General features: G+C 71.7%; 15 protein-coding genes and 1 tRNA gene. 9 read left to right on the top strand and 7 right to left on the bottom strand.

From position 1 onward, the window contains the following. The first annotated feature begins 134 nt into the window (after window positions 1–134). The 5 genes from F563_RS0109390 (at window position 135) to F563_RS24410 (ending at window position 5,065) form a co-directional block, all read left to right on the top strand. Window positions 135–2,204 carry a S8 family serine peptidase gene (locus F563_RS0109390; protein ID WP_019014413.1) on the top strand — a complete coding sequence of 690 codons (2,070 nt, stop codon included), beginning with the start codon at window positions 135–137 and terminating at the stop codon, window positions 2,202–2,204. Continuing rightward, window positions 2,201–3,226: a radical SAM/SPASM domain-containing protein gene (locus tag F563_RS0109395; RefSeq protein WP_019014414.1), complete on the top strand. Its 1,026-nt coding sequence runs from the start codon at window positions 2,201–2,203 to the stop codon at window positions 3,224–3,226. Before F563_RS0109390 ends, F563_RS0109395 begins: the two co-directional genes overlap by 4 nt. After that, on the top strand, window positions 3,201–3,500 hold the full coding sequence (locus tag F563_RS0109400; protein ID WP_019014415.1) for a hypothetical protein: 300 nt from the start codon (window positions 3,201–3,203) through the stop codon (window positions 3,498–3,500). The genes F563_RS0109395 and F563_RS0109400 overlap by 26 nt, the downstream gene beginning before the upstream one ends. Then, window positions 3,497–4,072: a hypothetical protein gene (locus tag F563_RS0109405; protein WP_019014416.1), complete on the top strand. Its 576-nt coding sequence runs from the start codon at window positions 3,497–3,499 to the stop codon at window positions 4,070–4,072. Before F563_RS0109400 ends, F563_RS0109405 begins: the two co-directional genes overlap by 4 nt. A gap of 114 nt (window positions 4,073–4,186) precedes the next feature. Beyond that, a complete protein-coding gene (locus F563_RS24410) occupies window positions 4,187–5,065 on the top strand; it encodes a ceramidase domain-containing protein (protein ID WP_084596492.1) in 879 nt (292 codons plus the stop codon). Here the strand turns inward: F563_RS24410 and F563_RS0109420 are convergent. The 4 genes from F563_RS0109420 to dapB form a co-directional block, all read right to left on the bottom strand. Further along, the gene (locus F563_RS0109420) at window positions 4,953–5,939 is read right to left on the bottom strand and encodes a DUF3137 domain-containing protein (RefSeq protein WP_026299462.1); all 987 of its coding nucleotides are present in this window, start codon (window positions 5,937–5,939) and stop codon (window positions 4,953–4,955) included. The genes F563_RS24410 and F563_RS0109420 overlap by 113 nt on opposite strands. A gap of 45 nt (window positions 5,940–5,984) precedes the next feature. Next, on the bottom strand, window positions 5,985–6,719 hold the full coding sequence (gene trmB, locus F563_RS0109425) for a tRNA (guanine(46)-N(7))-methyltransferase TrmB (protein WP_019014420.1): 735 nt from the start codon (window positions 6,717–6,719) through the stop codon (window positions 5,985–5,987). A gap of 24 nt (window positions 6,720–6,743) precedes the next feature. After that, on the bottom strand, window positions 6,744–7,931 hold the full coding sequence (metK, locus tag F563_RS0109430; protein ID WP_019014421.1) for a methionine adenosyltransferase: 1,188 nt from the start codon (window positions 7,929–7,931) through the stop codon (window positions 6,744–6,746). Window positions 7,932–8,043: 112 nt separating this feature from the next. Further along, complete coding sequence (gene dapB, locus F563_RS0109435) at window positions 8,044–8,841, bottom strand: 4-hydroxy-tetrahydrodipicolinate reductase (RefSeq protein ID WP_019014422.1); 798 nt, start codon at window positions 8,839–8,841, stop codon at window positions 8,044–8,046. 145 nt (window positions 8,842–8,986) lie between these two features. Between dapB and F563_RS22150 the strand changes: the two genes are divergently transcribed. Together F563_RS22150 and F563_RS0109450 are read left to right on the top strand one after the other, a co-directional pair. Next, on the top strand, window positions 8,987–10,699 hold the full coding sequence (locus tag F563_RS22150) for a DUF6311 domain-containing protein (RefSeq protein ID WP_019014423.1): 1,713 nt from the start codon (window positions 8,987–8,989) through the stop codon (window positions 10,697–10,699). Window positions 10,700–11,083: 384 nt separating this feature from the next. Beyond that, a tRNA-Leu gene (locus F563_RS0109450) sits at window positions 11,084–11,169 on the top strand. 10 nt (window positions 11,170–11,179) lie between these two features. Here the strand turns inward: F563_RS0109450 and F563_RS0109455 are convergent. The 3 genes from F563_RS0109455 to F563_RS0109465 all read right to left on the bottom strand — a co-directional run bounded on the left by F563_RS0109455 (window position 11,180) and on the right by F563_RS0109465 (window position 15,891). Beyond that, window positions 11,180–12,778, bottom strand: a complete 1,599-nt coding sequence (locus F563_RS0109455) for a zinc-binding metallopeptidase family protein (protein ID WP_019014425.1) — start codon at window positions 12,776–12,778, stop codon at window positions 11,180–11,182. A gap of 22 nt (window positions 12,779–12,800) precedes the next feature. Beyond that, window positions 12,801–14,390 carry an ABC transporter substrate-binding protein gene (locus tag F563_RS0109460; RefSeq protein ID WP_026299464.1) on the bottom strand — a complete coding sequence of 530 codons (1,590 nt, stop codon included), beginning with the start codon at window positions 14,388–14,390 and terminating at the stop codon, window positions 12,801–12,803. Window positions 14,391–14,529: 139 nt separating this feature from the next. Then, entirely contained in the window at window positions 14,530–15,891 is a 1,362-nt protein-coding gene (locus F563_RS0109465) for an LLM class flavin-dependent oxidoreductase (RefSeq protein WP_019014427.1), read from the bottom strand. A 162-nt stretch (window positions 15,892–16,053) separates the two neighbouring features. Here F563_RS0109465 and F563_RS0109470 point away from each other — a divergent pair, with 162 nt between their 5' ends. Then, window positions 16,054–16,923: a UTP--glucose-1-phosphate uridylyltransferase gene (locus F563_RS0109470; RefSeq protein WP_019014428.1), complete on the top strand. Its 870-nt coding sequence runs from the start codon at window positions 16,054–16,056 to the stop codon at window positions 16,921–16,923. Between the two features lie 23 nt (window positions 16,924–16,946). After that, window positions 16,947–18,254: a UDP-glucose dehydrogenase family protein gene (locus tag F563_RS0109475; protein WP_019014429.1), complete on the top strand. Its 1,308-nt coding sequence runs from the start codon at window positions 16,947–16,949 to the stop codon at window positions 18,252–18,254. Window positions 18,255–18,259 lie beyond the last annotated feature (5 nt).

Here is an 18,259-nt window from a genome sequence, read left to right on the forward strand (position 1 = left end):
CGCAACCTTAGCGTCGCGCCGCGCCGTCATCCGGTGTCGCCGCTCTCGCCCCGCAAGCGTGGATCGACACGCCCGCCTGGGCAGAGCAGCATCGTGCCGCATCGGCCGGGTTCGGGCCAGGGGGATTGCGTAGCGTGACCGACGACATCGTCAAGCTACCCGTGGACGCCGCGCTCGCGCCCGGTCTCCAGATCGATCCGCATGTGCTGCACGACATGCTGCGCCGGCGCCGGACGCGTCGGCGCCGCTGGATCGCCGAGGTGGCCGACCCGGCGGCCGCCAAACGGAAGATCGCAGCGCTCGGCGCGCGGCTGCGCGGACGGCGCTGGCAGGCCGAACTCAGGATCGATCGCGGCGAGGACGCCCGCGCGCAGATCGCCGAGGTGGCGCGCGAGGCGGGCGGCGAGCTGGTCGCGCTGCGCGAGCCGCGTCCGGTCGCGCCGCCGCAGGAAGGCCGTCCGCGACCGGCCACGATCCTGCCGCGCGGGGCCTGGTTGCCGGAGCGTGTGCCGGGGCATGACGGCACGGGGATCGCGATCGGCGTGGTCGATTTCGGATTCCGCTACGATCACGAGACATTCCGCTGCCCCGACGGTCGCTCGCGCATCGCCTGGCTCTGGGACCAGAACCCCGTGGGCCGCGGCCCGGATCCGCTCGACGGGATCCCCGACCATCCCTTCAGCGCCGGCTACGGCGTCGTGCACAGCCGCGCCGAGATCGACCGCTGGCTCGCCACCGGCGTCGGGCCCTACGACCCCGAGGCGGACTACTACGATCCCGCGCTGCTGAAACTCGGTCTGCACGGTACCCATGTCGCCTCGCTCGCCGCCGGCTCGCCCTTCAAGGTGATCGATTCGCGCGGTAACGAGCGCACATTCGCCGGCGTTGCCCCGGGCGCGGAGCTCTACCTGGTGCAGCTCGGCGTCAGCCGGTCCGACTTCGCCGAGCCCCCCGTGCCGGCCTCGCTCGCGGGTACCACTGCGCCGCCCGCGCCGCGCGCGCTCAGCGACAACACGCGGCTCTGCGACGCCGTGCACTGGATCATCGCGCGCGCGATCGCCGATGGCCGCCGCGGCGTGGTGATCAATCTCAGCCTCGCCACCCATGCCGGCGCGCATGACGGCCGGTCGATGGTGGAGAGCGAGATCGACCGGCTGATTGAGGCGGTCGAGCGCGGCGGGGCGGCGATGCCGATGATCGCGGTGGTGATCTGCGCCGGCAACGCGGGCGATGCGCGCGCGCATGCGGCCGTCCCGCTCGCTCCGGGGGAGAGCGGCAGCTTCGGCTGGGAGATCCAGCCGCTCGACGAGGACCTCTCCGAGATCGAGCTGTGGCACGACCCGGCCGCGAGCATCGAGGTCACGCTGCACGCGCCGCCGCACCTGGCGCGTCTCGGCTTCGGCCCCTGGCTGCTTGCGCCGACCGACGGCGTGCCGGGACGCTGGCTGCGCGGCCCCGAGCCCGAGCGCGCCGCCTTCGGCTGGTGGAGCAACACGCGACACCGCGGCAACGCGCGTCCCGCCTGCATCGGCGTGCGGATCGATCCGGGCCTGGACAACGATTGGGACCGGGCGCGCCGGTTGAACGGCGTGTGGAACTTCGCGCTGCGCCACGCCGGTGGCCCGCCGGCCGAGCTGCATGCGTGGGTCGAACGCGAATACGGCCCTGCGCCCGCGCGTGTCGCCCCGCCGCCCTCGGCCCTGCGCGCGGCCTATGCCCGCTCGACGCTCGGTTCGCTCTGCTGCGGCCGGCACAGCATCGTCGTCGGCGCGGCGTTCCAGGCACCGACCTCGCGGCTCGGCTTTCGCCCGTCGGCCAACTCCGGCGCCGGCCCGCGGCCCTGGCAGCCGCCGCCGCTCGACTGGTCGGAAACCGACGACCCGGCGCGTCCGCATCTCTGCGCGGTCGGCGTCGCCGCGGTCGGCGCGGGTGGACGCGGGCGCGACGACGCCGCGGTGATGGACGGGACGAGCCAGGCGGCGCCGCAGGTCGCCGGCGCGCTCGCGCTGATGATGCAGGCGGTGCCTGAGGGGCGGCGCCTCTCGGCGCACGAATTGCGCGCCGCCCTGATCGCCGCGGCGCGTGCCCGGCCGCTCCACGATCCGGGCGACCGGAGCGACCTGATCGCCGCCGAGCGCGCCGGCGCCGGATTGCTGAACGCCGAAGGTGCGGTCGCGTTGATCGCGGACGCCGTCAGCGCATGAGCACACCGGGCGAGGTCGGCGGCACGCCCTGGATGGCGCGGCCGATGAAGCTCACGCTGTGCCTCACCGCACGCTGCCCGCTCGACTGCCGCGCCTGCTATGCCGATTGCGGCGCGCGCCCGGCCGCCGACGAACTCGACACCGCGACCTGGCTCCGGCTGATCGACGAGCTCGCCGCGAACGGCGTGATCAACATGTTCGTCGAGGGGGGCGAGCCGCTTGCGCGCGACGATGCCGAAGCGATCCTCGCGCACGCCACGGCGCGGATGTTCACCACGCTGCGCACCCATGCGGTCACGATCGACGACGCGACCGCCGCGCGGCTCGCCGGCCTCGGCATCGGCCGTGTCTATGTCGACCTCATGGGTGCCACCGCGGCGACGCATGACGCGATGGTCGGCGTGCCGGGCAGCCTGGATGCCGCGCTCGCCGGCATCGCCGCACTCCGTCGTCATGGCGTGCCGGTCTCGGTGCTGGTGATCCTGTGCCGGCCGAATGTGGCCGAGCTGCCCGCACTGGCGCGGCTGGCGGCCGCCGCCGGCGCCGACGAGTTCGGTGTGTTGCGGCTCTATCCGCTGGGCCGGGCACGGCGGGCGTGGTCCGCGCTCGCACTGGCGCTCGACGAGCAGATGGCGGCGCTGGCCGAGCTCGCCGCCGATCTGCCCGCAGGGCTCAGGCTGATGCAATCCTGGCACCCGAACGACGCCAATTGCTGCTGGCAGAACGCCGCGATCGACCCCTACGGCCACGCGATCGGCTGCCCGTATCTGCGCGACTACGTCGATTATGGCGACCTGCGCACCACGCCCTGGCTCGAGACGTGGAACCATCCGCTGTATCGGCGCTTGCGCGCGGGCGCGGTGGACGGGCATTGTCGCGACTGCGCATCGAGCCAGCTCACCCGCGGCGGGTGCCGCTCCACCGCCTATGCCTTCCATGGGCGCTGGGATGCGCCCGATCCGTTCTGCGTCACGATGAACAAGGGAACCGACCTGCGTGTTCTGCCCGACCGACCGGTTTGAGCGTGCCGCGGGCGTGGTGCTGCGGCCGATGCCCGAATGGGGGCGCGCCTACGCCTACACGCCGAGGCGCCCCGCCCTGACCGAGCTCAACACCACCACCTGGCTGATCGCCACGCTCTGCGACGGTGCGACACTCGCCGAGCTCGAAGAGGAATTCGCCGACGCCGTGCGGCGCGTCGCCGGCGACAACGCCGCCCGCGACACGCTGCACCGGGGCCTCGCCATGCTGGTCGAGGCCGGAATCATCGCCCGAACCGAGGATGCCGCGCCATGAGCAACCGAACCCGCACCCTGCTGTATCTCCGCGCCCTGATCGACGCCGACCGCACGCTGGACGAGCCGCGGCTGGAGCCGGTGCGCCTGCATGTGCGCACCGCGGGCAGCATCCCGCCCAAGGCGGTGATGGCGGCCGCCGGCTACATCGTCGTGGTCTGGACCTGGCGCATCAAGCCCGAGGTCACGCGCACCGAGATCGAGCAGTGGGAACTCGGCCATGCCGCGGAACTGAATGTCGCCGAGAACGCGGCGCAGCCGATGACCGGGATCGGAGGCGCCGGCATCACCGATGCCGAGACCGGCACGGTCCCGTCGCGGCCCATGCTCGCCTATCACGGCACGGTGCTGGCGCGGCGCAGCGTGTTCGCCCCGCCCGGGCGCACCGTGCAGACACTCTGGGGCGCCTGGGGCGAGGGGCGGCAGTGGCTCGAGGCGGTGCTCAGCCGGGCGCCGGACACGATCCAACCCGAATGGCTGCAACCGATCGCGCGGACCATCGTGACGCTGCGCTCCGAGCTCATGGATGGGGAGCCGGAGGTGACCGTGATCGATCCCTCGCTGCCGTTGTAGGCCGGAACACCCCCGGGGGGGCCAATGGCCTTTGCCCCTGCCCGCATCCCATTCTTCGGGCCGCCAGCGCGCATGTGATTCGCGACACCGCTTCCGCTTTGCGATGGCGGCCGCGTGGACAACCTCAGTTGGCGACGCATCTACGCGGTCTGCGAGCGGACCGGGCCAGGGTTCTGGGACGAGCCGGTCAATGCGATCACGAATGTCGCGTTCCTGCTCGCGGCATGGCTCGCGTGGCGGCGGTGGCGCGCGGCCGGCGCCGATGACTGGGCGGTCGCGGGGCTGATCGCGGTCACGGCGTCGATCGGCGTCGGCAGCTTCCTGTTCCACACCTTCGCCACGCGTTGGGCGCTGACCGCCGATGTCGTGCCGATCCAGGTGTTCATCGGCGGCTATCTGGTGCTGGCGCTCAGGCGGTTCCTGCGCGTGCCGTGGCTCGCGATGCCGGTGGCGTTCCTGGTCTGCTGGCTGATCGTCGACCAGTGGCGCGGCGCCGTGCCGTGGGAATGGGGCTGGCGCTGGCGCAGCTACGGCGCCGCGCTCATCCTGCTCGTCACGGTCGGCACGCTGACGCTGCTGCGCGGACTGGCGATCGAGGCCTCGTCGATCCGACCCGCGCTGCATCTGCTCGGCGCGGCGGCCCTGTTCACGGTGTCGATGATCGCCGCCACCAACGACCGCGCGGTGTGCCACGTCCTGCCGATCGGCTTGCACCCCATCTGGCACATCCTCAACGGCGCGACCCTCTACTGGCTCCTGCACGTCGCGATCGCCGCGCGTGCGGTCCAGGCGATAGGGCGTGCGGGGGAGAGGGGACGGATCGGGGCGCCTTCGCCGGCGGGAGAGCCGGCCCCCCGCGGCCCTCTCCCCGCCGGGAGTCCTAGTCCCCTTTCAACGTCTCGATCAGCCTGTGCACCATCAGGATTTCGTCCATCAGCCGATGCGCATCGACGCGCAGTCGGCGGACGCTGCGGAACAGTCCGCCCACCTTGAACTGATCCCCGCGCCGCGGCAGCAGCAGCAGGAACTGGTCGCGGTCGAACGCGGCGTCGATGCCTCTGCGGCCGGCGGTGGCGGCCAGTCTCGCCATCACCGCGGCGAACGCGGGCGTGATCACCTCCGCCGCCCGCTCCCAGTCGCTCGTCCAGAGCGACAGGCGGCGCGCGAAGGCCTCGTCCGGGATGTCGATCCGCTGCATCCCCTTGATGTCACCGTCGCGCAGGCGCCAGGGGGTACCGAACAGCCAGCGCCGACCACGGATCAGGATCGGCACCGGGATCGGTCGCGGCGTGGCGATCATGAAGAAGAGGCCGCGGAAGATCGTGCGCGTGCGCGTCTCGGTGCGCGACGGCCGTCCGGCCTTGCCCCTGACACGGCGCGTCGTCCGCAGGCTGAGCGTGAGTTCCATCATCAGGAACGCCACACCCGCATGGCTCCCTTCGAACACGTCGTCGATCTCGTGCTGGTTGTGGCGGCTGACCAGCAGGGCACGGTGGAGGCGCCCGATCTCGCCGCTGCGCACGTCGGTTGCGTGGGCGAGACCGTCGATCGCCTCGCACACCACGGGGGTCACCACGTCGCGCGCCGCCTTGCGATAGAGATGGGCGAGGTACCAGGCGCCGGTCGGACCGAGAAGCAATGCGTGCAGGCCGAAGACGATCTCGAGCGGCTCGCCGGTGCTCATCAGCAGCCAAGCGAGCGCCGGGCCACCGAGCCCAAGCGCCGCCGCGAGCGGACGCTTCCAGCGCTGTTTGGCGCGCAGCTCCGCGAGCCGCGGTGCGACGCGCGCGTTCAGCAGCGCGTCGAGCCGCTCATGGCGTGCCGCATCCGCGGCGCCGGGCTCCCGGCCGGCCACTGAATCCGTCATCGGATCATTCTGCCGTGACAAGGGAGCGGGTGTCGAGCGCGCCACTCACGCCCGGCGGATCAGGCTCCAGTAGCGCGGGCGGCGGCCCTCGCGCAGGGCCTTGGCCTCGTAGCGCGTGGCCGGCCAGTCCTGCGGCCGCAAATCCGTGACGGCCGCAACCTCGAACAGGCCCTGGCCCGCGAGCGTCTCGGCGACCCAGTCCTGGTAGGTCGGATCGTCGGAGGCGATCCGCCATTCCGCGCCCGGGGCGAGCGCGCGCGCGACCTCCGGCAGCAGCGCGGGATGGACGAAGCGGCGCCGCGCATGGCGCGCCTTCGGCCAGGGGTCGGGGAACATCAGGAACAGCCGGGCGAGCGCGCCATCCGGCAGAAGCCGCAGCAGCGCGCGCGCATCCTCCGGCCACAGCAGCAGGTTCGGCGGCGGCAACGCTGTCGCCTCCGCGCCCTCGGGAACGTAGCGGCCAAGCAACGAGACGAGCCCGTTCTCGAACACCTCCGCAGCGATCACCCCGACCTCGGGATGCGCCTCGACCAGCGCCGCGGTGTGCTCGCCGCCGCCGAACCCGACCTCGAGCCACACCTCGGCCACGGCTGCCCGGAACGCCGCGCGCGGATCGGCGGCCCCTGCCGCCGTCAGCCGCGCGCGCGGCAAGGTCTCCTCGATCAGCCGCTGCTGGCGCGGGCTGAGCGCGTGGCCGCGCCGCCGTCCGTAGAGCCGCTCGACGGGCGGGCGGTCGAGCTTCTTCGACCGCGGCAGGCTCAGGTCGCGCGCAGCCGCCACACCAATCCTGCGCGCACGGCCGGCTCAGTGCCCGAAGGCGGCCTTGAGCGCCGGGACCAGATCGGTCCGCTCCCAGGTGAAGGTGCCCTTCTCCTCGTCCGGCTCGCGGCCGAAATGGCCATAGGCCGAGGTGGGCACGTAAATCGGACGGTTCATGTGCAGATGCTCGCGGATGCCCCGCGGCGAGAGGTTCACCAGGTCCTGCACCACCTTGGCGAGCTTCACCTCGTCGATGTCCTTGCCGGTCTCGTGCAGGTCGAAATAGACCGAGAGCGGCTTGGAGACGCCGATCGCGTAGCTCACCTGGATGGTGCAGCGTTCGGCGAGCCCGGCCGCGACCACGTTCTTCGCGAGATAGCGGCACATATAGGCAGCGGAACGATCCACCTTGGTCGGGTCCTTGCCCGAGAACGCGCCGCCGCCATGCGGGCAGGCGCCGCCATAGGTGTCGACGATGATCTTGCGCCCCGTCAGCCCGCAGTCACCGTCGGGGCCCCCGATCACGAATTTGCCCGTCGGGTTCACGTAGAACTCCTCCTCCGGGCACATCCAGCCCTTCGGCAGCGAGGACTCCACGATCGGCCAGAGCATGCGCTTGATCTGCGACTGCTCCATCCCCTCGACGTGCTGGGTGGAGACGACGATCGAGGTCGCCTTCACCGGCTTGCCGTCGACATACTTCAGGGTGACCTGGCTCTTGGAATCGGGCAGCAGCCCCTCGACCAGCGGGTCCCTGTTGTGCCGCATCTCGGCCATGCGGCGCAGGATCAGATGCGCGTAGTGGATCGGCGCCGGCATCAGATGCTCGGTCTCGGTGCAGGCATAGCCGAACATGATGCCCTGGTCGCCCGCGCCCTCGTCCTTGTTGCCGATCGCGTCCACGCCCTGGGCGATGTCGGCCGACTGGGCGTGCAGGTGGCAGGACACCTCCGCGTCCTTCCACGAGAACCCGGCCTGGTCGTAGCCGATGTCGCGCACCGCGAGACGGGCGAGGTGGATCAGGTGCTCGTGGGTGAGCTGCTCCGGCCCGCGCACCTCGCCGGCAAGCACGATCCGGTTGGTGGTGACCAAGGTCTCGCAGGCCACGCGCGCATAGGGGTCGGCGGCGAGGAAGGCGTCGACGATGGTGTCGCTGATGCGGTCGGCGACCTTGTCCGGGTGGCCTTCCGAGACGGATTCGGAGGTGAAGAGATACTCGCCCTTCGCGCGCATGGCGTTAATCGTCCTCTTGTCGCGTGGAGTCGGTTGTCGGGGGGCTTTCGGCGGCGCGCGGTGTCGCAGGGAAAGGCGGCAGGGTCAAGGCGCGGGCGCGCGCGGCAGACGCTCAGCGCAGGCCGAGCACGTCCTCCATGCCATAGAGCCCAGGCGGCTTGCCTTTGAGCCAGAGGGCCGCGCGCACCGCGCCCTCGGCATAGACGCGCCGGTCGAAGCTGCGATGGCCGATCGTCAGGTGTTCGGTCGCGGCGGCGAAGATCGCGGTGTGCTCGCCGACCACCTGGCCGCCGCGCAGGGCGGCGAAGCCGATCGCCCCGTCCCGCCGCTTGCCGGTGTGGCCGTGCCGGCCGGACTCCATGTGGTCCTCCAGCGTGATGCCGCGCCCCGCGGCCGCCGCCCGGCCCATGGCGATCGCGGTGCCCGAGGGCGCGTCGATCTTCTGACGGTGGTGCATCTCGACGATCTCGATGTCGTACTCCGGCCCGAGCGTCTCGGCCGCCCGGCGCACCAGCGCGAGCAGCAAGGCGACGCCCGACGAGAAGTTGGCGGCATAGACAATCGGCACCGTGCGCGCGGTCTCGGCGATCGCGCGCTCCTGCTCGAGGCTCAGCCCCGAGGTGCCGATGACCAGTGCGGTGCCATGGCGCGCGGCGAGGTCGAGATGGGTTGCGAGCGCGGCAGGATTCGTGAAGTCGATCACCACCTCCGCCGCCTGGAACATGGCCGCGGGCTGGTCGGTGGCGGTGATGCCGCGCTCGCCGATCCCGGCGAGCATGCCGAGATCCGCGCCGACCCGCCCGCCCGGCCGCACCGTGCCGCCGGCGAGCGCGGCGTCCTCGCGCGCGGCGACGACCTGGATCAGCAGCCGCCCCATACGTCCGCCCACGCCGGCAATGCCGATCCGCATCCGTGCCTCCCGTTCCCTCTCGCGGGCGGCACCGTGCGGGTGCGGGCCCGGGAGGTCAATCGGGCGGCAACACCGGCCGGGCACCGCGCGCAGGCGCCCGGCCGACCGATTTTCGCCATCGCCGGATGCGACGGTCGGGACGCGCATGCCGCGAGACGTCACCCCCACCGTCGCCGTCCCTGACCTGGCCTCCCGTCCTCGCGGCCGGTCGCTCCCGGGCGGTCTGCTCGCCGCGGCGATCGGCTGCGCGGTCGTGTGGGCCGTCTATGGCGCGCACATCCTGCCACCCGGGCATACCGGCTGGATGCTCTCGGGCCGGATCGGGCCGGATCCGGTCCAGTACTGGCTCGGCTACACCTTCTTCAAGCGCACCGCGTGGAGCTGGCCGCCCGGCCTGAACCCGGGCTGGGGCATGGAACTCAGCTCCTCGATCTTCTATGCGGACGCGATCCCGCTGCTCGCCTTCCTGTTCAAGGCGCTCGATCCGCTGGTCGAGGTCGGGCAGTACTGGGGGCTCTGGCTCTATGCCTGCGGCGCGCTGCAGGCGGTGCTGGCGTGGCGGCTGATCGGGCTCGGCACGGCGGCGATGCTGCCGCGGCTCGCCGGGGCGGCGCTGTTCGTGCTGCAACCGGCGCTGCTGCACAGGATGGGCGGACATTTCGCGCTCGGCGGCCAGTTCGTCCTGCTGGCCGGTCTGTGGCTCTGCCTGACGCGCGGCGCGGGGTGGCGACGGCTCGCCTCCTGGACGGCACTGCTGCTCGCGACAGCGTTGATCCACGCCTATCTGCTGGTGATGGTCGCCGGCCTTTGGGCCGCGGACTGGCTCGCGCGCGCGACCGACCCTGCGCGCCGCACCCTCGTGCTGGCGGCGGAGGCGGTCGCCGCGCCGGGCGCCGCCCTGTTCGGCCTCTGGGCGGCCGGGTTCTTCGTGCTGACCGAGGGGTTCGGCGGCACCTGGGGCGGATATGGGCGGATGCAGCTCGACCTGCTCGCGCCGTTCGACCCCTCGCACTGGGGCGCCTTCCTGCCCGACCTGCCCGCGCCCGATCACCTGGAGGCGGGGAGTTCCTATGCCGGGCTCGGCAGCCTGCTGCTGCTGGGCGCCGGCGCGCTCGCCTGGGCCGCGCGGCCGAGAGCGTTCCTGCGGGCGTATTGGCCGCTGCTGCTCGCCCTCGCCGCCATGCTGGCGCTGGCGGTGACGCATCGGGTCTCGATCGGCGGGCGCGAGGTCGTGCTGTTCGACCTGCCCGCGGAGGTGCTGCGCTACGTCGACGCGCTGCGCGCCTCGGAGCGGTTCCTCTGGCCGGTCGCCTACGCCGCGCTGCTGGCGGCGGCGCTCACGCTGATCCGCGTGCTGGGCGGGCGCCGCGCCGGCGTCGTGCTGGCAGTGCTGCTCGCGGTGCAGATCGCCGATCTCCAGCCCGGCTTCGCGCGCCTCGCCTACTTCTTCACGCCCGAGCCGGCGGTCGTGCCGTTGCGGCTCGGCGATCCGTTCTGGGCCGAGGCAGCGCGCCGGTACAGCCGCATCCGCGTGGTGCCGAACCGCAACCAGGCGGCCTGGTGGGAGGAGGTCGCGGTCTATGCCGCGACCAGGGGGCTCGAGACCGATGCGGTCTATCTCGCCCGCCTGGATCCGCGACGCGTCGCCGCGCTGAATTCCGCGATGGCCAAGCGCCTGGGCTCGGGGGAGTACGAGCCCTGCACGCTCTACGTGCTCGGCGATGCAGGCGCGATCGCGCTCGCGCGCGCAAGCCGCGATCCCGAACGCGATCTGCTGGAGGTGATCGATCTCGTCATGGTGCTGGCACCGGGGTGGTCGGGTCCCGACGGTGCCGGCCCGGGCGACTGCGCGGGCTGACCGTCAGGCCCGCCCGCTCCGCCCTGCCAGCGCCGCGACCAGGTCGAGCCGTGCGCCCAGACGCCGCGCCGAGCCGATCGCCTCGGCGCTCATACCGGCCTGCCGAAGGTTTCACCCTCGGCAGGCCGGCATGACGGGTTTCGTTCGCGCGTGGCCGCCCCACCAGCCCCACGCGCGATACCCGGCTGCCAAAGGTCGAACCTTGGGCAGCCGGGTATCAGACGTTCTCCGCCCCAACCGTCCACCTTCCAGGGCTTGCAGCGCTTGCAGCAGGCCCGGCGGTTGCGCGCGCGCCCGCGCTTGTGGTGCGCCATCATCGATGGGAGTGATGGATGGCGGACGGGCGCGGCAACACCGTGGCGGGGATGCTAGTCTGCGCCCGCTGCGGGCGTGGCGGAACTGGCAGACGCAGCGGACTTAAAATCCGCGTCCCTCGGGAATTGTGGGTTCGACCCCCACCGCCCGCACCATCCGTCCCCGTCAGAGCGGCTCGCCGGCACCGGTGCCCTCGAACGGCGTGGGGATGCACCATTCCTCGCCGCGCTCGGTGCGCACGTATTCCGGCCAGCGCAGATCGACCGGCGGGACGAAATCGCGCGGCAGCAGCGGCCCGATCCAGCGCGACCCGCCCACGCCGCCGCCCGTGCGCTCGCGGAACTCGGCCTGGGCGGCGGCCAGCGTTTCGGGCTGGGTGGCGAGATCGACCAGCGTCAGCGCCATCGTCCTGGCCGCGACGAACATCCCCGGATCGACCGCCGCCGGCAGCCCGCCGAGCGCGTTGTAGGTCCAGGCGGGATAGGCGTAGCCCGGCGCGGGGGGGCGCAGCCGCGGGCGGGCGGCAAGCAGCCGCACGGTCGGGGCGTGCCAGCAGAACTCGACATAGTCATCCGCGCTCAGATGCTTCTGCCAGGAGGGCAGGGCGGCGCGCAGGCGCGCCTCGTTCTCCTCGGGCGGCGTCAGGCGCGTCACCTCGGTGATGAACGGATCGGCCATCGGTTCGAGCCCCAGCGTGCGCTGGATCGCGCGGCCGAACTCCAGCGCCTCCTCGCCGTAGCGCGGTGCCCCGACCGCCTGGAGATTCTTCCAGGTCAGATCGGTCAGCACCGTGTTGGGCAGCCCGACACGCGTCTTGGTCACCCAGCGCACGAAGGCCTTGCAGCCCGTGCTGGCGGCCGCTTGGCGCGCGTTGTTCGCCAGTACGCGCCAGATCTGCTCCTGGATGCCGAGCGAGGAGGAACGCCACGCGTACTGGATCTGCGCGAAGCGCGGCGTCAGGTTGTCGGAGGTCGCACCACCGTCGCCGAGCACGAACTCGTTCAGCGTCCATGACCCCGCATGCGGGAACATCGCCTCCTTCGTGTACTTGGTGGTCGTATACATCAGGCAGAGCGCATCGAGCGCGCCGGGACAGCGCGCCACGGCATGCGCGCCCTCGATCGGCATCAGCGAGGGATCGATCCAGGTCTCGGGCGAGGGCGCCTCGAAGGTGATCACCGCGCTCCAATAGGCGCCGAACTGCGTCTCGGCGGTGACGGTGTTCGATCCCCAGGGATGCCACACGACCGCGGCATCGAGATCGTCGTAGTAGCCCTTGGCCGCGTGGATCGGCTTGGAGCCGCAGACCTTCTCGGCCGGCTCGCCGAACAGCTTCAGCGTGCCGGCGATACCGTGCTTCTGCATCGCCGCGCGCGCGCCGAGCATGGCCGCGAGCGAGGCCGTGCCCAGCACCGAGTGCGGGTCGGTATGGCCGGCCGTGTAGGGGTGCAGCCCCGCGCGCGGCGCGCGGTAGGGCACGACCTGCTGCGAGTTGCCGGGCACGGCGTCGTACTCGCTGAACCCGGCGAGCACCGGCTTGCCCGCGCCCCAGGAGGCGACAAAGGCCGTCGGCATGCCGCCCGACCCTGCCTCGACCGTGAAGCCCTCCGCGCGCAACAGCTCGACGTAGTCGCGCGCTGATCTGTACTCGCGCCAGGCCGGCTCGGCGTGCGCCCAGATCCGCGCATTGAACCCGGACAGTCGCGCCTCGTTCGCCGCGATCCAGTCGAGCGCGGTCGCGCGCGCGTCTTTGTGCTCGCTCATCGGTTCCTCTGTCTGTGTCGGGTCAGGCGCGGCGGACGTTCCAGAAGGTCGCGAAGCCGTCCAGGATGCCCGTGAGATTGGAGCGGTACGCCGTCGGCTGGAGATACTGCCCGAGCGGGTAGTAGGGCACCTCGCGCAGCGCCTCGAGCTGGATCTCGCGGCAGATCGCCTTCTGGGCAGCCTCGTCGGGCGCGCGGAACCAGGCCTCGCGGAGCTCCTCGATGCGCGGCATGGTCGCCCAGCCGGCATAGCCCGCCTCGCCGTTGCCGCGCAGCGCGATGTGCCCGGCCGGGTTCAGCCAGTCCGCACCCGCCCAGTTGGTCATGAAGGCGCTCCAGCCGCCCTCGGCGACGGGTCCCTTGCGGTTGCGCCGCTGCAGCATGGCGTTGAACTCGACCGAGAAGACCTCGACCGTCATGCCCGACTTCTTCAGCATGTCGGCCGCCACCGCGCCCTGCGACATCAGCACCGACGAGTTCGACGGCACCATCAGCAGGACCGTCTCTCCGTTGTAGCCCGCGGCGCGGAGATCGGCCTGCACCTTGGCGTAGTCCGGCCGGCGCGTGAACACCTCCAGGCCATCATCGGATGCCATCGGCGTGCCGGGACAGAAGAAGCCGAGCGGCACGTGATAGAGATCCGGCTCGCCGGGCCCCATCAGGGCCTGCATGAAAGCCGTCTGATCGACCGCGCCGAGCAGCGCGCGGCGGATCGCCGGGTTGCTGAACGGCGGCTGGATGTGGTTCACGCGCATCATCGCGACGAAGCCGGTGCGGTCGAGCACGCGCACCGTCACGCCACGCGCGCGGCGCAGCATCGCCAGGTGGTCGTGATAGGCGTATTCCTGCCAGTCCTGCTCGCCCGAGACGAGCGCGGCGGTGGCGGTCGAGCTGTCCGGGATCACGTGCCACTCGACGCGGTCGAAATGCACCACCTTGGGCCCCGAGGTCCAGCCGAGCGGGCCGTCCTTGCGCGGCACGTAGCGGTCGAACCTGGTGTAGACCTCGATCGTGCCGGCCACGCGCTCATCGGCCCTGAAGCGGAACGGTCCGCTGCCGACAAGTTCGGTCACCTGGGTGAACGGGTCGGTCCGGGCGAGACGCTCCGGCATCATCGCGCAGACCGGCACGGAGGCCTTGCCGAGTGCGAGCGGCAGAAGCGGGAAGGGGCGCTTCAGGCGGAAGCGGATCGTGCGGTCATCGGGGGCGGCGAGCTCGTCGGTCGTGGCGATCAGCGTCGCGCCGAAGGGATCGCGCTTGGCCCAGCGCTCGATGCTGGCCACACAGTCCCGCGCCAGCACGCGCTCGCCGTCATGGAACAGCAGCCCCTCGCGCAGGTGCAGCGTCCACAGCCGCCCGTCATTCTCGATGCGATGCCCCTCCACCATCTGCGGCGTGGCCTGGAAGCTGCCGTCCATGCCGTAGAGCGTGTCGAACACCATGTAGCCGTGATTGCGCGTGATGTAGGCCGTTGTGGTGACGGGATCGAGCGTCACCAGCGCCTGTTGCGGCGTGAAGCGCAGCGTGGTCGCCGACTGCGCGCGGATCGCTGCCGGCGCGGCCAGAGCGGCGAGTCCAGCGCCCGTGCCGGCAAGCAGGCTGCGGCGTCGCACCATGGCGGGCCTCCGTGGTCGTGCGGACTGGCGCCCTCCGTTCCTGCCCGCGGGCGCCCATCGGAACGCAGTGGCGCGAAGCGTGCGCCTGCCGACCGACCTTGGCAAGACGGGGATCGGCAGGGCGGCGCCGCGCGCGTCAGCCGAGGCGATATCGCGCGGCCGGGTGGGTGTCCGCCACGCGCGCCCGGCCGAACAGCTTCTCGCGCAGCGTCCCGGGCCGATGCGCGCGCTTCACCCGCCCGCGCCGCTGCAGCTCCGGAACCAGCAGTGCGGCGATGCGTTCGAAGGTCTCCGGGAACACCACCGACGACAGGTTCAGCCCATCCACGCCCGTGCGATCCACCCAGTCCTCGACGGCGTCCGCCACCTCGGCCGCCGAGCCGACCAGCACGGGCGCGACCCCGCCGATCGCGACGAACTCCGCGACCTCGCGCACGGTCCAGTGCCGGGTGGGGTCGCCGCGCGCGGTGACGTTCTCCAGGGCCGTGCGCATCGCCTCGCTCTCGATGTGGCGCACCTCCTGGTCGGGGTCGAAGGCGCCGAAATCGAGCCCGGTCCAGCCCGACATCAGCACGAGCGCGCCCTCGCCGCTCGCGTGGCGGCGGTACTCGGCTTCCAGCGCGCGCGCCTCGCCGGCGGTCTCGGCGACGATCACGGTGAGCGCGCTGAACACCTTGATGTCGTCTGGCGCGCGGCCGGCCGCGACCGCCGCCGCGCGCAGGGAGGCGACACGCGGCGCGATCACCGCCACCGAGGGGCCGGAGACGAACACGCACTCGGCATGGCGGCCGGCGAAGGCGCGGCCCGCGCGCGAGGTGCCGGCCTGGTAGAGCAGCGGCGTGCGCTGCGGCGAGGGCTCGCAGAGATGAATCCCCTCGGCGCGGAAATGCGGCCCGTCATGTCGGATCGCATGCACCCGCGCCGGATCGGCGAACACGCCCCGCGCGCGGTCGCGCAGCACCGCGCCATCTTCCCACGACCCTTCCCAGAACTTGTAGGCGAGCGTCATGAACTCCTCGGCGAGGTCGTAGCGCTCGTCATGGGCGGCCATCTCCGCGCCCATCGCGCGCGCCGCACTCGCGAGGTAGCCCGTGACGATGTTCCAGCCGATCCGCCCCTCGGTCAGGTGGTCGAGGGTCGAGAACCGGCGCGCGAGCTGATAGGGCGTCTCCCAGCTCAGATTGGCGGTGACGCCGAAGCCGAGATGGCGCGTCACGTGGGCCATCGCGGGGACGAGCAGCAGCGGGTCGTTGATCGGCAGCTGCACGGCATGGCGCAGCGCCGCCTCGGGTCCGCCGCGATGGACATCGTAGACGCCGAGCACATCGGCCAGGAACAGCCCGTCGAACATGCCGCGCTCCAGCAGCTCGGCGAGCCCGGTCCAGGTGGCCAGCCGGTGATACTCGGTGCTGCGGTCGCGCGGATGGGTCCAGAGGCCGGGCGAGACATGGCCCACCGTGTTCATCGAGAAGGCGTTCAGCAGGATCTCGCGCGGCATGGGGCGACGATGGCCGAAGCCGGCACGCAGCGCAAAGCCGAGGCCGGCCGCCTCGCCTCACGGTTGTCCCGAACCGGGCGCTATGGCAGGAAGTCGGCCGCGCGACTGACGCCCGGCCCCGTGGCGGCCCGGGTGCCCCCACCACGCGATGAGGTGTCCTCCGTGCGCAAGCCGCTGAAGAAGGCTGTCCTGCCGGTCGCCGGGCTCGGCACGCGGTTCCTCCCGGCCACCAAGGTGCTGGCGAAGGAAATGCTGCCGGTGGTGGACAAGCCGCTGATCCAGTACGCGATCGAGGAGGCGCGCGCGGCCGGGATCGAGCAGTTCTGCCTGGTCACCGGGCGGGGCAAGACCGCGCTCGTGGAGCATTTCGACCTCGCCTACGAGCTCGAACACACGCTGAAGGAACGGGCGAAGACCGAGGCGCTGGACCTGCTGCGGAGCACCTCGATGGAGCCGGGATCGCTGATGAGCGTGCGCCAGCAGGTGCCGCTCGGCCTCGGCCATGCGATCTGGTGCGCGCGCGCCTTCGTCGGCGACGACCCGTTCGCGATCCTGCTGCCCGACGATCTCGTGCTGGCCGATGTGTCCTGGGTGAAGCAGCTCGCGGATGTGTACGCCGAGACCGGCGGCAACGTGGTCGCCGTGGAGGACGTGCCGCGCGAGCACACCCAGCGCTACGGCATCCTCAAGGTCGGCCAGGATGATGGCCGTGTCGCCGAGGTGCTGGGCCTGGTCGAGAAGCCGAAGCCCGCGGAGGCGCCGTCCACGCTCTCGATCATCGGCCGCTACGTGCTGATGCCCGAGGTGATCGCCGAGATCGCCCGCTTCGAGAGGGGCGCGGGCGGCGAGATCCAGCTCACGGACGCGATGGCGCGGCTGATCGGCCGGCAGCCCTTCCACGGGCTGCGCTGCCAGGGCCGGCGCTTCGACTGCGGCGACAAGGCCGGCTTCCTGGAGGCGCAGATCGCCTTCGCGCTGAAGCGCCCCGATCTTGCCGGGAAGGTGCGCGACTTCCTGTCCCGATACGTCTGATCCCGAGCCGAGGACCCTGATCCATGCATGTCGCGATGATCGGCGCCGGCTATGTCGGCCTCGTCTCCGGCGCCTGCTTCGCCGAGTTCGGCATCGATGTCAGCGTGGTCGACAAGGACCCCGCCAAGATCACGGCGCTGAAGCAGGGCCGGATTCCCATCTTCGAGCCGGGGCTGGACGAGCTGGTGAAGAGCAACGCCGCCGAGGGACGGCTGCATTTCACCACCGACACGGCCAAGGCCGTCAACCGGGCCGACGCCGTGTTCATCGCGGTCGGCACGCCGTCCCGCCGCGGCGACGGCCATGCCGATCTCACCTATGTCTTCGAGGCGGTGCGCGAGGTCTGCGCGGCGTTGACCGGCCCGACCGTGCTCGTGACCAAATCGACCGTGCCGGTCGGCACGGGCCGCAAGGTGGCCGCGCTTGCCCGGGAGGTGCGGCCGGAGCTCGACATCGCGGTCGCCTCCAACCCGGAGTTCCTGCGCGAAGGCAGCGCGATCGGCGACTTCATGCGCCCCGACCGGGTGGTGATCGGCACCGACAGCGAGCGCGCGCAGGCCGTGCTCAAGCGCCTCTACCGGCCGCTCTATCTGATCGAGACGCCGATCGTGTTCACCGGGCTCGAGACGGCGGAGCTGATCAAGTACGCGGCCAACGCCTTCCTCGCCACCAAGATCACCTTCATCAACGAGGTTGCCGATCTCTGCGAGAAGGTGGGCGCGGATGTGCACGATGTCGCGCGCGGGATCGGACTGGATGGGCGGATCGGGCGGAAGTTCCTGCACGCGGGGCCCGGTTTCGGCGGGTCCTGCTTCCCGAAGGACACGCTCGCGCTCGTGCGCACCGCCCAGGACGCCGGCACGCCGGTCCGCATCGTCGAGACCGTCGTGTCGGTGAACGATGCGCGCAAGGCAGCGATGGCCGAGCGCGTGATCGCCGCCTGCGGCGGCTCGGTCGCGGGCAAGACCATCGCCGTGCTCGGGCTCACCTTCAAGCCCGAGACCGACGACATGCGCGATGCGCCCTCGCTCGCGATCGTGCCGCGGCTGGTGGAGGCGGGCGCGGTCGTGCGTGCGTATGACCCGGAGGGCATGGCGCAGGCCAAGCCGCTGCTGCCGGCCGAGGTGGTGTACTGCCGCGATGCCTACGACGCGGCCGAGGGGGCGGATGCCCTCGTCGTCATCACGGAATGGAACGTGTTCCGCGCGATCCCGCCGGATCGCCTCGCCGGCGTGATGACCGGCCGCGTGGTGGTCGATCTGCGCAACATCTTCGACCCCGCGGCGATGCGCGAGGCCGGATTCGCCTACAGCTCGATCGGCCGCGCCTGAAGGGA

The organism is Elioraea tepidiphila DSM 17972 (assembly GCF_000378465.1).
GTDB classification, from domain to species: Bacteria; Pseudomonadota; Alphaproteobacteria; order Acetobacterales; family Acetobacteraceae; genus Elioraea; species Elioraea tepidiphila.

Bases quoted from the DNA above. Each gene is read 5' to 3' on its own strand.
- F563_RS0109395 (WP_019014414.1), top strand. From the start codon at position 2,201: ATGAGCACACCGGGCGAGGTCGGCGGCACGCCCTGGATGGCGCGGCCG.
- F563_RS0109405 (WP_019014416.1), top strand. From the start codon at position 3,497: ATGAGCAACCGAACCCGCACCCTGCTGTATCTCCGCGCCCTGATCGAC.
- F563_RS0109420 (WP_026299462.1), bottom strand. From the start codon at position 5,939: ATGACGGATTCAGTGGCCGGCCGGGAGCCCGGCGCCGCGGATGCGGCA.
- metK (WP_019014421.1), bottom strand. From the start codon at position 7,931: ATGCGCGCGAAGGGCGAGTATCTCTTCACCTCCGAATCCGTCTCGGAA.
- dapB (WP_019014422.1), bottom strand. From the start codon at position 8,841: ATGCGGATCGGCATTGCCGGCGTGGGCGGACGTATGGGGCGGCTGCTG.
- F563_RS22150 (WP_019014423.1), top strand. From the start codon at position 8,987: ATGCCGCGAGACGTCACCCCCACCGTCGCCGTCCCTGACCTGGCCTCC.
- F563_RS0109455 (WP_019014425.1), bottom strand. From the start codon at position 12,778: ATGAGCGAGCACAAAGACGCGCGCGCGACCGCGCTCGACTGGATCGCG.
- F563_RS0109465 (WP_019014427.1), bottom strand. From the start codon at position 15,891: ATGCCGCGCGAGATCCTGCTGAACGCCTTCTCGATGAACACGGTGGGC.
- F563_RS0109475 (WP_019014429.1), top strand. From the start codon at position 16,947: ATGCATGTCGCGATGATCGGCGCCGGCTATGTCGGCCTCGTCTCCGGC.